This is a genomic window from Bacteroides sp. AF25-5LB (assembly GCF_003602965.1).
GTDB lineage: Bacteria > Bacteroidota > Bacteroidia > Bacteroidales > Bacteroidaceae > Bacteroides > Bacteroides uniformis.
The window spans coordinates 52,785-66,667 of sequence record NZ_QTMC01000012.1; the positions used below are offsets into that span (position 1 = coordinate 52,785).

Here is a 13,883-nt window from a genome sequence, read left to right on the forward strand (position 1 = left end):
AATTTTATTTATATCTAAATACAATTCTTCCTTTCGATAAATCGTAAGGAGACATTTCGACTCTTACTTTATCCCCTGGCAGGATTTTGATGTAATGCATCCGCATCTTACCGGAAATATGTGCAGTAATCTCATGTCCGTTTTCTAATTCAACACGAAACATTGCATTAGACAATGCTTCAACTATAACTCCATCTTGTTCTATTGCAGATTGCTTTGCCATATTAATTTCTTAAATTGCTTTATCTCCTAATACTTCTTCAATGAACTCGAATGATGACAATATATCAGCTTCACCAGCACCGACTGCTATCGTATGTTCAAAATGAGCTGCACACTTGCGGTCTTTTGTCCTCACCGTCCAGCCATCACGCTCCATGAGTATTTGTCGGTTACCTAAAGTTATCATCGGTTCAATGGCAATGCACAAGCCTTTCTTCAGCATTGTCCCATAACCACGTTTTCCGTAATTGGGGACCTGAGGATCTTCATGCATTTCCTTGCCTATTCCGTGACCCACAAACTCACGCACCACACCATAAGAATTAGATTCGCAGTGCTGCTGTATCGCATAGCCGATATCACCCAACCGCTTGCCGTGAACGGCATTCTGTATCCCTATGTACAATGCTTCTTTAGTAACCTTCAGTAATTTGCGGACCTCTTCGTCAACTTCACCTACACAAAACGTATAAGCTGAGTCGCCACAAAAGCCATTCATGTAAGTACCACAATCAACAGACACGATATCACCGTCTTTCAATACCACATTATCTCCCGGAATACCATGTACCACTTGGTCATTTACAGATGTGCAAATAGAAGCTGGAAACGGATCACCATATTGATTAGGAAAACCTTTAAAGGTTGGAACAGCACCATTGTCTCTGATGAACTCTTCCGCTACCCTATCCAGCTCTTTTGTTGTCACTCCGGGCCTTATAACCTTAGCTATCTCAGCCAACGTCTTTCCAACAAGCAAATTACTCCTGCGGAGCAGCTCTATTTCATCTTCTGTTTTAAGAAATATCATTCTTCAAAAAAGATTAATATGCAGCTACATTACCACTGCGGCCTTTAATACGTCCGGATTTCAGCAAACCGTCATAGTGTCTCATTAACAAATGACTTTCTACCTGCTGGAGAGTATCAAGCACCACACCCACAAGGATTAACAAAGATGTACCGCCAAAGAATTGAGCAAACTCAGCTTTCACACCGAATATGCCGGCAAACGCAGGCATAATGGCAACCAAGGCCAAGAAGAAAGAACCAGGCAAAGTAATACGTGACATAATCACGTCAATATACTCGGCAGTTTGCTTTCCTGGCTTGATACCCGGAATAAAACCATTGTTTCTCTTCATATCTTCAGCCATCTGAGTCGGATTAATAGTAATTGCAGTATAGAAATACGTAAACAATATAATCAACACTGCAAAAATCAAATTATACCAAAAGCTTGTATGATCAGTCAATGCACGTACGAAACCGCTTGCATCATTCACATTCGAGAACCCAACAAGAGTGATAGGAATAAACATGATAGCCTGAGCAAAAATGATAGGCATCACGTTAGCAGCATTCACCTTCAAAGGAATATACTGTCTAGCACCGCCATATTGCTTGTTACCCACAATCTTCTTCGCATATTGAACAGGAATCTTTCTAGTTCCCTGAACCAAAAGAATAGCGAATGCAATAACAACCAGCAACACAACAAGCTCAATCAGGAACATTACCAGACCACCAGTCTTGTCCGTCATACGGGAAATCAATTCCTGGAATAAGGACTGCGGCAGACGGGCGATGATACCAATCATGATAATCAGCGAAATACCATTACCGATACCCTTATCCGTAATTCTCTCACCAAGCCACAAAATAAACATACTTCCAGCCGCTAAAATAATGGTAGAAGTAAACATAAACAGAGTCCAATCTAATGAAGCATTTAAAGAAGGACCAGCCTGCATCTTAAGATTGAGCAAATAAGAAGGAGCCTGAACCAAAAGAATAAGAATCGTCAGATAACGAGTATATTGATTCATTTTTCTTCTACCACTCTCACCTTCGCGCTGCAATTTTTGGAAATACGGAACCGCAATACCCAGCAGCTGAATCACAATGGAGGCAGAGATGTACGGCATGATACCCAATGCAAAAATAGAAGCATTGGAAAATGCTCCTCCGGAAAACATGTTTAACAAGGCTAAAAGACCTTCGCTTGTCTGTTGATGCAATTGTGTCAGCATTGACGGATTGATCCCCGGCAAAACGACATACGAACCAAAACGGTAGATTGCCACAAACAATATGGTAATGAGGATCCGTTGTCTCAGATCCTCAATTTTCCATATATTCTTTAATGTTTCAATAGCTTTTCTCATTGAATTAGAGTTTTACTACTTGTCCACCAGCAGCTTCGATGGCAGCAACAGCAGTCTTAGAAAATGCATGTGCCTGTACATCCAACTTAGCAGTCAAAGTTCCGTTACCTAATACTTTTACCAACTGGCTTGCAGAAATGAAACCAGCAGCAATGAAGTCACTGATACCTACAGTCTGCAAGTTCTTTGCTTCAGCCAATTTCTGAATTGTATCCAAGTTGATAGCCTTATACTCTACACGATTGATATTTTTAAAGCCAAACTTAGGAACACGACGTTGAAGAGGCATCTGACCACCTTCAAAACCGATTTTCTTAGAGTATCCAGATCTTGATTTAGCTCCTTTATGACCTCTAGTAGAAGTACCTCCCAAGCCAGAACCCGGACCACGTCCAATTCTCTTTCTTGTTTTAGTAGATCCCTCTGCAGGTTTTAAATTACTTAAGTTCATATTGTAATTCGTTTTATATTCAACAAATAATTACTTAACAATGGTAACCAAGTGTTTAACCTTATCCACCATTCCAAGAATTGAAGGAGTGCATTCGTGTTCAACCACACGATTCAACTTATGAAGCCCCAGTGCATCAAGAGTTCTCTTCTGATCAGCAGGAGCACCAATTCTACTTTTAACTTGTTTAATCTTTATAGTCGACATATTCTTCCTCCTTATCCTCTAAATACTTTTTCCATACTAACTCCTCTGTTCTGGGCAACCATACGAGCATCGCGCATTTCACTCAATGCCAAGATAGTAGCCTTTACCAAGTTGTGCGGGTTGGAAGAACCTTTTGACTTAGCCAAAACGTCTGTTACACCAACACTTTCCAATACGGCACGCATTGCACCGCCAGCAACAACACCGGTACCGTGAGAAGCCGGTTTAATAAATACTTCAGCGCCACCGAACTTTGCAGACTGTTCGTGAGGAACTGTACCTTTCAGTACAGGCACTCTTGTCAGGTTTTTCTTTGCAGATTCAACACCTTTGGCAATAGCAGCGGTTACTTCACCAGCTTTACCAAGGCCCCAACCGATGATGCCTTCTTCGTTTCCTACTACCACAATAGCAGAGAAACTAAAAGTTCTACCACCTTTGGTTACTTTGGTTACACGATTAATAGCAACCAATCTGTCTTTCAGCTCTATATCGTTTGTAATCTTAACTCTATTATTAAGTCCTGCCATAATGATTAAAATTTAAGTCCACCGTTACGGGCAGCATCAGCCACCTCTTTTACTCTCCCATGATACAAGTAACCATTACGGTCGAAAACAACAGTAGTAATACCTGCTTCCTGAGCTTTTTTCGCAATCAGTTCACCTACTTTAGCAGCTTGTTCCTTCTTAGGCATTTTTTCAGTCATACCCAAAGAAGAAGCGGCAGCCAATGTCTTACCGGACAAGTCGTCGATAATCTGAACATAGATTTGCTTGTTACTTCTAAATACACTCATACGCGGGCATTCAGTAGTACCTGAAATTTTGTTGCGTACTCTATATTTGATCTTAATTCGTCTTTCTATTTTTGTTGTCATAATAATATCAATTTAAATGATTATTTAGCACCAGCTGATTTACCAGACTTTCTACGAATTTCTTCGCCAACAAACTTAATACCCTTACCCTTATACGGTTCAGGCTTACGGAAAGAACGTATTTTAGAGCAAACTTGACCAAGTAACTGCTTGTCGCAAGATTCCAATATAATCAAAGGATTCTTGTTTCTTTCAGACTTAGTCTCAACTTTAACTTCAGGAGGCAACTGTATAAAGATACTGTGAGTATAACCTAAAGCCAGTTCAATGATATTTCCCTGGTTAGAGGCACGGTAACCTACACCGACAAGTTCCAATTCTTTCTTATATCCTTCTGATACACCAACAACCATGTTGTGTACCAATGAACGGTATAATCCATGGAATGCATGCTTTTGCTTAGGATTATCCAGCATTGCATTTTCATTCTCAGCCAAAACAACATGACCGTCTTCGATGGTAACATTGATAGCAGGATTTACATATTGGCTCATTTCGCCTTTGGGTCCCTTAACGGTAACCACGTCATCTTTCAGAGTAACTGTTACTCCAGCGGGAATACTAATGGGTAATTTTCCTATTCTTGACATTGCTAATTCCTCCTATTAATATACATAACACAAAACTTCACCACCAATCTTTAGTTCAGCGGCTTCTTTGTTGGTCATTACACCCTTGGAAGTAGATATTATAGCAATACCCAAACCATTAATAACACGCGGCATGTCTTTATAACCGGTATATTGACGCAAACCCGGAGAAGAGATTCTCTCCAGCTTCTTGATAGCGTTAACCTTGTTTACCGGATCATACTTCAAGGCAACTTTAATTGTACCTTGAGGACCATCTTCTACAAACTTATAATTAAGAATGTAGCCCTTTTCAAAAAGAATCTTAGTGATTTCTTTTTTCAAATTTGAAGCCGGAACTTCCACAACTCTGTGCTTCGCTTGAATAGCGTTCCGCAACCTCGTCAAATAATCTGCTATTGGATCAGTCATATAAAAAATAAATTAAATTAATCAGGCCTACCCTGACAATATTTAAAAAACAAAATTACCAGCTTGCTTTCTTTACACCGGGAATAAGACCGTTAGAAGCCATCTCACGGAACTGGATTCTGGAGATACCAAACTGACGGATATATCCTTTAGGACGACCAGTCAGCTTGCAACGGTTGTGCATACGAATCGGATTAGAATTCTTAGGCAGGTCCTGCAATTTCTGTGCAGCTTCAAAAGCTTCAGCAGGATCACCAGTTCTAACGATTTGCTTCAACGCAGCTCTCTTCTCGGCATATCTGGCTACTAATTTAGCACGCTTTACTTCACGTGCCTTCATTGATTCCTTTGCCATATTATCAATCTTTTTTAGCGTTTTTAAACGGTAAACCGAATTCCTTCAACAAGGCATACCCTTCTTCATCTGTTTGCGCAGAGGTTACAAAGGTAATATTCATTCCGAGAATTCTAGTAATACTATCGATATTAATTTCAGGGAAAATGATTTGTTCCTGAATACCAAGAGTATAGTTACCCTTACCATCGAACTTACTTTCAATACCCTTGAAGTCGCGAATACGAGGCAGAGCTACACGAACCAACTTTTCAAGGAATTCGTACATTCTCTCACGACGCAGAGTTACCATAACACCAATCGGCATTTTCTTACGCAACTTAAAGTTTGCAATATCCTTACGAGAAATGGTTGCCACGGCTTTCTGACCAGTGATAGCAGTCATTTCATTAATTGCCACTTCAATAATCTTCTTGTCAGCAACAGCCATACCCAAACCCTGATTGATAACAATCTTCTTAAGTACGGGTATCTGCATAGAAGAAGAATACTGGAACTGTGATTTCAATGCAGGCGCAATACGGTCTGCATATTCTTTCTTAAGGCTAGCAGTATTACTCATTACTTAATCTCCTCTCCTGATTTTTTAGAATAACGCACTAAAGTGCCTTCAGCACTTACTTTTCTACCAACACGCGTTGCTTTACCAGTCTTTGGATCAACGGGGTTCAAGTTTGACAAGTGGACAGAAGCTTCCTGCTTCACAATGCCACCTTGTGGGTTTTTAGCATTCGGTTTTGTGCTCTTAGACACCATGTTGATACCTTCAACGATTGCGCGGTTTTTATCAACAAGAACCTTCAATACACGACCAGTCTTACCCTTGTCTTCACCGGAGTTTACATAAACTGTATCGCCTTTTTTAATATGTAATTTACTCATTACTCAAATCTTTTACAATATTAAAGTACTTCAGGAGCGAGTGACACAACTTTCATGTTAGTAGCACGAAGTTCACGAGCTACCGGACCGAAAATACGACTACCTCTAATTTCACCTGCATTGTTCAACAACACGCAAGCATTATCATCAAAACGTATGTAAGAGCCATCAGCACGACGGATTTCTTTCTTAGTACGTACGATCAAAGCTTTAGACACTGCACCTTTTTTAATATCACTTGAAGGGATAACGCTCTTAACAGAAACGACAATCACGTCCCCTACTGAAGCATAGCGACGACCTGTACCACCCAAAACACGGATACAGAGAGCCTCTTTTGCCCCACTATTATCACATACTGTAAGTCTGGATTCTACTTGTATCATAATTACTTAGCTCTTTCAATTATTTCTACCAATCTCCATCTCTTAGTCTTGCTCAAAGGACGAGTTTCCATGATGTGTACAGTATCGCCGATATTGCACTCATTCTTTTCATCATGAGCATGGTACTTCTTCGTCTTGCTAACGAACTTACCATATATGGGGTGTTTCTCCTTAAACTTAGCTGCTACTGTAATGGTCTTATCCATCTTGTTGCTCAGCACAACCCCAGTTCTTTCTTTTCTTAAATTTCTTGCTTCCATCAAGCTCATCATTTATTGTTAAGTTCTCTTTGGCGTAATTCAGTCTTCATACGCGCAATAGTCCTGCGTAATTGTTTGATCTGAGCAGGATTATCCAAAGGAGAAATAGAATGATTTAAAATCATTTGGTTGTAATTAGCTACTTCTGCTTCAACTCTTTCTACCAAGTCGTTGGTAGGCATCTCTTTAATTTCTGCTATTTTCATACTCCTTACGCATTTTGATTTTGAATATCATAATCACGTCTAACCACAAACTTGGTTGTGATAGGAAGCTTCTGTGCAGCTAAGCGCAAAGCCTCTTTAGCGATTTCATAAGATACTCCTTCGGCTTCGATAATAATTCTACCCGGTGTAACTGGGGCAACGAATCCCTCCGGTGCACCCTTACCTTTACCCATACGCACATCAGCTGGCTTTCTGGTAATAGGCTTGTCGGGGAAAATACGAATCCAAATCTGTCCTTGACGTTGCATATATCTTGTCACTGCAATACGCGCAGCTTCAATCTGACGGCCTGTAATCCATTTCGTTTCCAAGGCCTTAATACCAAAAGATCCGAAAGCCAACTGGTTTCCTCTTTGGGCATTACCCTTTTGACGGCCTTTTTGTTGTCTTCTGAATTTTGTTTTTTTCGGTTGTAACATAATTCCTAAAAATCAAATTCGTTAGCGATTATTTTTCTTTCTTTTGAAGTTCTTTCCGCCATTGTTTCCGCTATTGCTTCCACGACCACTTTCCTTGCTTTGCGTAAAGTTCGGAGCCAACTCCTTCTTACCATAAACTTCACCTCTACAAATCCAAACTTTAATACCGAGAAGACCAACCTTAGTCAATGCTTCTGCATGACAATAGTCGATATCTGCTCTGAAAGTGTGCAACGGAGTTCTTCCTTCCTTATACATTTCAGAACGAGCCATTTCTGCACCATTCAAACGTCCTGAAATCTGAATCTTGATACCTTCCGCACCCATACGCATTGTATTGGCAATGGCCATCTTAATGGCACGACGGTAGGCAATTTTGCCTTCAACCTGACGGGCAATGTTGTTAGCCACGATAACAGCATCCAACTCAGGTCTTTTAACTTCGAAGATATTAATCTGAATATCCTTATCCGTAACCTTCTTCAACTCCTCCTTCAACTTGTCAACTTCTTGGCCACCTTTACCGATAATGATACCCGGACGTGCAGTACAAACGGTAATAGTCACGAGTTTCAGTGTACGTTCAATTACAATTCTTGACACACTAGCCTTTGCCAGACGAGCGTTCAAATATTTACGAATCTTGCTATCTTCCAGCAGAGAGTCGCCGTAATTCTTTCCACCATACCAATTGGAATCCCATCCTCTGATAATTCCTAAACGGTTGCTTATTGGATTAACTTTTTGTCCCATTTACCTTAATTTTGATCTTCGTTATTACTTTTAGAACCAACGAACAACGTTACGTGGTTTGAACGTTTACGAATTCTGTAACCTCTACCCTGCGGAGCCGGTCTCATTCTTTTGAGTGTGGCACCACCATCAACAAAAATCTTGGTTACGAACAGCTCGCCACTTTCAGCTTTACGTTCGTTTTTCTGCTCCCAGTTAGCAATTGCAGAGCGCAGCAACTTTTCCACTCTTGCGGCAGCCTCTTTTGAAGAGAACTTCAAAACGCCGAGTGCTCTGTTCACCTCCATCCCACGAATCATGTCAGCCACGAGACGCATTTTACGGGGGGAAGTAGGAACATTTTGCAATTTCGCAAAATACATGGTCTTAAGGGCTTCTTTTCTTTTTTCAGCCGATATTTTTTTTCTTGCTCCCATTATATTATTACTTTATTATTTCAGATAAATCCTGTTTTATTTTTTCTTGTTACCAGCGTGTCCTCTGAAAGTACGAGTTGGAGCAAATTCTCCCAACTTGTGTCCTACCATATTTTCGGTAACATAAACAGGAATAAATTTATTTCCGTTGTGAACTGCAACAGTATGGCCTACGAAATCAGGCGAAATCATTGAAGCTCTGGCCCAGGTCTTAACTACCACTTTCTTGCCCGATTCATTCATGGCAAGCACTTTCTTCTCAAGCTTAACGTTAATATACGGACCTTTTTTTAATGAACGACTCATAATTTACTCAATTAATCAGATTACTTCTTTCTTCTCTCAATAATATACTTAGACGATTGTTTCTTCGGAGCTCTTGTCTTAAGACCCTTAGCATACAATCCCTTACGAGATCTCGGGTGTCCTCCTGAAGCACGTCCTTCACCACCACCCATCGGGTGATCAACCGGGTTCATAACAACACCACGGTTACGCGGACGACGTCCTAACCAGCGAGAACGTCCAGCTTTACCCGAACTTTCCAATCCATGATCTGAGTTACCTACACTACCGATAGTAGCCTTACAAGTACTGAGGATCTGACGAACCTCCCCTGAAGGCAACTTGATAACGCAGTACTTACCTTCTCTGGAAGTCAACTGAGCGAAGTTACCGGCCGAGCGAACCAAGGCAGCGCCTTGTCCCGGACGTAATTCGATGTTGTGAATTACAGTACCGACCGGAATATTCTGAAGTGGAAGTGCGTTTCCGATTTCCGGAGCAGCAGCCTCACCTGACATCAAAGTCATACCAACTTGCAATCCGTTGGGAGCAATAATATATCTTTTTTCTCCATCTGCATAAAACAACAAAGCAATACGAGCCGAACGATTCGGATCATATTCAATTGTTTTAACCACTGCAGGCACACCGTCTTTATTTCTCTTGAAATCTACGATACGAATAATCTTCTTACTACCGCCACCGATGTAGCGCATAGTCATCTTACCTTCATTGTTACGACCACCTGAAGATTTCTTACCAAATACAAGAGACTTTTCTGGTACCCGTGCAGTAATCTCTTCGTAAGTACCAATAATTTTATGTCTTTGCCCCGGTGTTGTGGGCTTAAATTTACGTACTGCCATTTTTATTAAATATTGCTATAAAAATCAATAGTATCTCCTTCTTTCAACGTAACGATAGCTTTCTTGAACGCATTCGTACGTCCGTTGATGATACCGGCACGAGTATAGCGGCTCTTGTTTTTGCCGGCATACTTCATTGTATTCACATCAACTACTGTAACGTTGTAAAGGGCTTCAACTTCCTTCTTAATTTCCAGTTTATTAGCTTCAGGACGCACGATAAAGCCGAAACGATTATTCGTCTTATCAGTAATTGCAGTCATCTTCTCTGTCACTAACGGTTTAATAATAATTCCCATTATTTAAGCCTCCTTTTTACATTAAGATATTGTCGATAGCAGAAAGTGCACTTTCAGCAAACACAACAACCCCAGCGTCCAATACTCTATAAGTATTTAACCCTGAGATAGTCTGCACATTAGCACCCTTTACATTACGAGCCGACAAATATACGTTTTTATTTGCTTCTGGTAAAATCACAAGCAGCTTTTTGTCAGAAACTTTAAGATTTTTTGTCATTGCAACGAAATCTTTAGTCTTCGGAGCTTCAAAAGAGAAGTCTTCTACCACTACAACCGCGTTGTTCTGAGCCTTGTATGACAAAGCTGACTTACGAGCCAGAGCCTTTACTTTCTTGTTTAATTTAAAGTAGTAATCTCTCGGTTTCGGACCGAATACGCGTCCACCACCAACAAGTACCGGTGAGTTCATGTCACCACGACGTGCACCACCGCCACCTTTCTGGCGACCGATTTTACGAGTAGAACCACTGATTTCGCTTCTTTCCTTTGACTTGTGTGTACCCTGACGCTGGTTAGCCATAAACTGTTTAACATCCAAGTAGATAGCGTGGTCGTTGGGCTCAATTCCGAAGATAGACTCGTTTAACGTAATCTTTCTCCCAGTGTCTTCACCTTTAATGTTATATACGTTAACTTCCATTATTTCTCAATTATTACGATTGAACCTTTGCAACCAGGAACAGACCCCTTAATCAAAAGAAGATTATGCTCCGCGATTACCTTTAATACCTGCAGGTTTTGAACAGTTACTCTGTCGCCACCAAGCTGTCCACCCATGCGCATTCCCTTGAATACTTTTGCGGGGTAAGAACAAGCACCAATAGAACCCGGCTTACGAGCGCGGTTGTGCTGACCGTGAGTAGTCTGGCCTACACCACCGAAACCGTGGCGCTTTACCACACCCTGAAACCCCTTACCCTTAGAGGTACCTACAACGTCAACAAAAGTTGTGTCATTGAACAGTTCTACAGTAACAGTGTCACCCAGATTCAACTCTGTTTCAAATTCTTTGAACTCAGCCAAGTGTTTCTTGGGAGTTACTCCAGCTTTTTTAAAGTGCCCCATCAAAGGCTTTGTAGTGTGCTTCTCCTTCTTATCTTGGAAGCCCAGCTGAACAGCTTCATAACCGTCCTTTTCTACAGTTTTCACTTGAGTAACAACACAAGGACCTGCTTCGATAACAGTGCATGGTACATTCTTACCCTCGGCACTGAAAACGGATGTCATTCCGATTTTTTTTCCTAATAATCCTGGCATTTCACTTAATTTTTAATACTTACACTTTAATTTCTACTTCCACACCACTCGGCAACTCCAACTTCATCAGAGCGTCTACTGTCTTAGCTGTTGAGCTATAGATGTCAATCAGTCTCTTGTAAGAAGAGAGTTCGAATTGTTCACGCGACTTCTTGTTAACGAAAGTCGAACGGTTCACGGTAAAGATACGCTTGTGCGTAGGAAGAGGAATCGGACCGCTAACGATAGCGCCCGTTGTCTTCACCGTTCTTACAATTTTCTCAGCTGACTTGTCAACCAAGTTGTGGTCGTAAGATTTCAGTTTGATTCTAATTTTTTGACTCATTACTGTTTTTAGTTATTAAATAGTTATATAAGATGAAGTTCCGCAGGCTAAGAGTCATTCGCTAGCCTACGGGACTTCAAGTTTTTTTTAGATTAAGTCAGCACGGCCTTTCACTTCCTCCAATACTGCCTTGGCAATAGAGTTGGAAACCTGGGCATGGTGAGAATATACCATTGAAGAAGTTGCACGACCAGAAGTGATGGTACGCAATGCTGTTACGTAACCAAACATTTCTGCCAGCGGAACCATTGCCTTCACGATACGTGCACCGGAACGGCTAGATTCCATACCTTCCACCTGGCCACGACGCTTGTTCAAGTCACCGATAACATCACCCATGTTTTCTTCCGGAGTAACAACTTCCAGCTTCATGATAGGCTCCATCAATACCGGACCCGCCTTAGCACAAGCGTTCTTATATGCCTGGATAGCACAGATTTCGAAAGACAACTGGTCAGAGTCAACCGGGTGGAAAGAACCGTCAATCAAAGTTACTTTCAGTGAATCCAGCGGATAACCAGCCAACACACCGTTCTTCATAGCAGTAGTGAAGCCCTTCTGTACAGACGGAATAAATTCCTTAGGGATGTTACCACCCTTCACTTCGTCAACGAATTGCAATCCACCTTCCTTGAAGTCTTCATCAACCGGGCCGATATTCACGATAATATCAGCGAATTTACCACGACCACCAGACTGCTTCTTGTAAACTTCACGCAAATTAACTGTCTTAGTGATAGCCTCCTTGTAGTTAACCTGAGGCTTACCTTGGTTACATTCAACCTTGAACTCACGTTTCAGACGGTCGATAATAATATCCAAGTGGAGCTCACCCATACCAGAGATAACTGTCTGACCAGTCTGTTCGTCAGTCTTAACTGTGAACGTCGGGTCTTCTTCAGCCAACTTAGCCAAACCATTTGACAGCTTATCCATATCTTTCTGAGTCTTAGGCTCAACAGCGATACCAATTACTGGTTCCGGGAAGTCCATAGATTCCAATACAATCGGTGCAGTTTCGTCACACAATGTATCACCAGTATGTATATCCTTGAAACCTACGCCAGCACCAATATCACCAGCACCGATAACTTCTACCGGATTCTGCTTGTTTGAGTGCATCTGGAACAAACGGGATACGCGTTCTTTCTTACCAGAACGAGAGTTATAGATATAAGAACCAGCCTCTATCTTACCGGAATAAACGCGGAAGAAAGTCAAACGACCTACATACGGGTCAGTTGCAATCTTAAATGCCAAAGCAGAAGTCTTTTCGTCTTCGCTCGGTTTACGATCTTCTTCAGCACCAGTTTCGGGATTTGTACCGACAACATTCTCTGTATCCAGCGGAGAAGGCAAGAATGCACAAACGTAATCAAGCAATGTCTGTACACCTTTGTTCTTGAATGAAGAACCGCAAAGCATCGGAACGACAGCCATTTGCACTGTTGCGTTACGGAGAGCTCTCAAAACCTCTTCTTCTGTAATGGTAGAAGGATCATCGAAATATTTCTCCATCAAAGCATCATCAAACTCAGCCACTTTTTCGAGCATCTTATCTCTCCATTCGTTAGCTTCGTCTACCAGATTTGCAGGGATTTCCTCTACTGTATAGTCAGCGCCCATTGTTTCATCATGCCAATAGATAGCTTTCATTTTGATAAGGTCTACCAGGCCTTTGAAAGATTCCTCAGCACCGATAGGGACGACGATAGGACACGGATTAGCTCCCAAAACATCCTTCATTTGGCGAACTACTTCAAAGAAGTCAGCGCCCGAACGGTCCATCTTATTAACGTAAGCGATACGCGGTACGTTATATTTGTCAGCTTGGCGCCAAACTGTCTCAGATTGCGGTTCAACACCACCTACTGCACAGTAAGCAGCAACGGCGCCATCAAGAATACGCAAAGAACGCTCTACCTCAGCGGTAAAGTCAACGTGTCCCGGAGTGTCAATCAAGTTAATTTTATAAGTATCACCGGCATATTTCCAACGAGTGGTAGTAGCAGCAGAAGTGATAGTGATACCACGTTCCTGTTCTTGCTCCATCCAGTCCATTGTAGCGGCACCATCGTGCACCTCACCGATTTTGTGGGTTAAACCCGTGTAAAACAAAATACGTTCAGAGGTCGTTGTCTTTCCGGCATCGATGTGGGCCATGATACCGATATTACGTGTCAAATGTAAATCATGCTTTGCCATTTTCTAATTCCCTTAC

Annotated in this window: 25 protein-coding genes; all 25 read right to left on the reverse strand. The window is 41.5% G+C overall.

The genetic code is table 11. The annotated features are described in order from the left end of the window. Positions 1-4 precede the first annotated feature (4 nt). The 25 genes from infA to fusA all read right to left on the reverse strand — a co-directional run bounded on the left by infA (position 5) and on the right by fusA (position 13,867). Positions 5-223 (reverse strand): translation initiation factor IF-1, encoded by a 219-nt coding sequence (infA, locus tag DWY57_RS13740; RefSeq protein ID WP_002558052.1) that lies wholly within the window; start codon positions 221-223, stop codon positions 5-7. Positions 224-232: 9 nt separating this feature from the next. Further along, complete coding sequence (gene map / locus DWY57_RS13745; RefSeq protein WP_117601010.1) at positions 233-1,033, reverse strand: type I methionyl aminopeptidase; 801 nt, start codon at positions 1,031-1,033, stop codon at positions 233-235. 13 nt (positions 1,034-1,046) lie between these two features. After that, entirely contained in the window at positions 1,047-2,390 is a 1,344-nt protein-coding gene (secY, locus tag DWY57_RS13750; protein ID WP_005825690.1) for a preprotein translocase subunit SecY, read from the reverse strand. Positions 2,391-2,394: 4 nt separating this feature from the next. Next, positions 2,395-2,841, reverse strand: a complete 447-nt coding sequence (gene rplO / locus DWY57_RS13755) for a 50S ribosomal protein L15 (RefSeq protein ID WP_005825692.1) — start codon at positions 2,839-2,841, stop codon at positions 2,395-2,397. A gap of 30 nt (positions 2,842-2,871) precedes the next feature. Then, positions 2,872-3,048: a 50S ribosomal protein L30 gene (gene rpmD, locus DWY57_RS13760; RefSeq protein WP_004291222.1), complete on the reverse strand. Its 177-nt coding sequence runs from the start codon at positions 3,046-3,048 to the stop codon at positions 2,872-2,874. An 11-nt stretch (positions 3,049-3,059) separates the two neighbouring features. Further along, positions 3,060-3,578 (reverse strand): 30S ribosomal protein S5, encoded by a 519-nt coding sequence (gene rpsE / locus DWY57_RS13765; RefSeq protein WP_005825693.1) that lies wholly within the window; start codon positions 3,576-3,578, stop codon positions 3,060-3,062. A 5-nt stretch (positions 3,579-3,583) separates the two neighbouring features. Beyond that, positions 3,584-3,928 (reverse strand): 50S ribosomal protein L18, encoded by a 345-nt coding sequence (gene rplR, locus DWY57_RS13770; RefSeq protein ID WP_005656518.1) that lies wholly within the window; start codon positions 3,926-3,928, stop codon positions 3,584-3,586. Positions 3,929-3,948: 20 nt separating this feature from the next. Continuing rightward, positions 3,949-4,518, reverse strand: a complete 570-nt coding sequence (gene rplF / locus DWY57_RS13775) for a 50S ribosomal protein L6 (protein ID WP_005825696.1) — start codon at positions 4,516-4,518, stop codon at positions 3,949-3,951. Between the two features lie 15 nt (positions 4,519-4,533). Beyond that, positions 4,534-4,929 carry a 30S ribosomal protein S8 gene (gene rpsH, locus DWY57_RS13780; protein WP_004291226.1) on the reverse strand — a complete coding sequence of 132 codons (396 nt, stop codon included), beginning with the start codon at positions 4,927-4,929 and terminating at the stop codon, positions 4,534-4,536. Between the two features lie 55 nt (positions 4,930-4,984). Continuing rightward, positions 4,985-5,284, reverse strand: a complete 300-nt coding sequence (rpsN, locus tag DWY57_RS13785) for a 30S ribosomal protein S14 (protein ID WP_005825697.1) — start codon at positions 5,282-5,284, stop codon at positions 4,985-4,987. A gap of 4 nt (positions 5,285-5,288) precedes the next feature. Next, a complete protein-coding gene (gene rplE, locus DWY57_RS13790; protein ID WP_117601009.1) occupies positions 5,289-5,846 on the reverse strand; it encodes a 50S ribosomal protein L5 in 558 nt (185 codons plus the stop codon). Beyond that, positions 5,846-6,166: a 50S ribosomal protein L24 gene (gene rplX / locus DWY57_RS13795; RefSeq protein ID WP_117601008.1), complete on the reverse strand. Its 321-nt coding sequence runs from the start codon at positions 6,164-6,166 to the stop codon at positions 5,846-5,848. The genes rplE and rplX overlap by 1 nt, the downstream gene beginning before the upstream one ends. Before the next feature lie 20 nt (positions 6,167-6,186). Next, complete coding sequence (rplN, locus tag DWY57_RS13800; protein WP_005825700.1) at positions 6,187-6,552, reverse strand: 50S ribosomal protein L14; 366 nt, start codon at positions 6,550-6,552, stop codon at positions 6,187-6,189. A 2-nt stretch (positions 6,553-6,554) separates the two neighbouring features. Beyond that, a complete protein-coding gene (gene rpsQ, locus DWY57_RS13805; protein WP_005825701.1) occupies positions 6,555-6,824 on the reverse strand; it encodes a 30S ribosomal protein S17 in 270 nt (89 codons plus the stop codon). Next, positions 6,821-7,018 (reverse strand): 50S ribosomal protein L29, encoded by a 198-nt coding sequence (rpmC, locus tag DWY57_RS13810; protein ID WP_117601007.1) that lies wholly within the window; start codon positions 7,016-7,018, stop codon positions 6,821-6,823. The genes rpsQ and rpmC overlap by 4 nt, the downstream gene beginning before the upstream one ends. A gap of 5 nt (positions 7,019-7,023) precedes the next feature. Next, positions 7,024-7,458, reverse strand: coding sequence for a 50S ribosomal protein L16 (gene rplP / locus DWY57_RS13815; RefSeq protein ID WP_004291234.1), 435 nt, complete (start codon positions 7,456-7,458; stop codon positions 7,024-7,026). Between the two features lie 21 nt (positions 7,459-7,479). Beyond that, a complete protein-coding gene (gene rpsC, locus DWY57_RS13820; protein ID WP_004291235.1) occupies positions 7,480-8,211 on the reverse strand; it encodes a 30S ribosomal protein S3 in 732 nt (243 codons plus the stop codon). A 5-nt stretch (positions 8,212-8,216) separates the two neighbouring features. Beyond that, on the reverse strand, positions 8,217-8,627 hold the full coding sequence (gene rplV / locus DWY57_RS13825; RefSeq protein WP_004291236.1) for a 50S ribosomal protein L22: 411 nt from the start codon (positions 8,625-8,627) through the stop codon (positions 8,217-8,219). A 36-nt stretch (positions 8,628-8,663) separates the two neighbouring features. Further along, positions 8,664-8,933, reverse strand: coding sequence for a 30S ribosomal protein S19 (rpsS, locus tag DWY57_RS13830; protein ID WP_002558070.1), 270 nt, complete (start codon positions 8,931-8,933; stop codon positions 8,664-8,666). Positions 8,934-8,953: 20 nt separating this feature from the next. Further along, positions 8,954-9,778: a 50S ribosomal protein L2 gene (gene rplB / locus DWY57_RS13835; RefSeq protein WP_117601006.1), complete on the reverse strand. Its 825-nt coding sequence runs from the start codon at positions 9,776-9,778 to the stop codon at positions 8,954-8,956. A gap of 5 nt (positions 9,779-9,783) precedes the next feature. After that, a complete protein-coding gene (gene rplW / locus DWY57_RS13840) occupies positions 9,784-10,077 on the reverse strand; it encodes a 50S ribosomal protein L23 (protein WP_005825706.1) in 294 nt (97 codons plus the stop codon). Positions 10,078-10,093: 16 nt separating this feature from the next. Then, entirely contained in the window at positions 10,094-10,720 is a 627-nt protein-coding gene (gene rplD, locus DWY57_RS13845; RefSeq protein ID WP_005825707.1) for a 50S ribosomal protein L4, read from the reverse strand. Next, on the reverse strand, positions 10,720-11,337 hold the full coding sequence (gene rplC / locus DWY57_RS13850; protein WP_117601005.1) for a 50S ribosomal protein L3: 618 nt from the start codon (positions 11,335-11,337) through the stop codon (positions 10,720-10,722). Before rplC ends, rplD begins: the two co-directional genes overlap by 1 nt. A 19-nt stretch (positions 11,338-11,356) precedes the next feature. Next, positions 11,357-11,662 (reverse strand): 30S ribosomal protein S10, encoded by a 306-nt coding sequence (gene rpsJ, locus DWY57_RS13855; RefSeq protein WP_004291244.1) that lies wholly within the window; start codon positions 11,660-11,662, stop codon positions 11,357-11,359. Between the two features lie 87 nt (positions 11,663-11,749). Next, positions 11,750-13,867, reverse strand: coding sequence for an elongation factor G (gene fusA, locus DWY57_RS13860; RefSeq protein ID WP_117601004.1), 2,118 nt, complete (start codon positions 13,865-13,867; stop codon positions 11,750-11,752). Between the last annotated feature and the right edge of the window lie 16 nt (positions 13,868-13,883).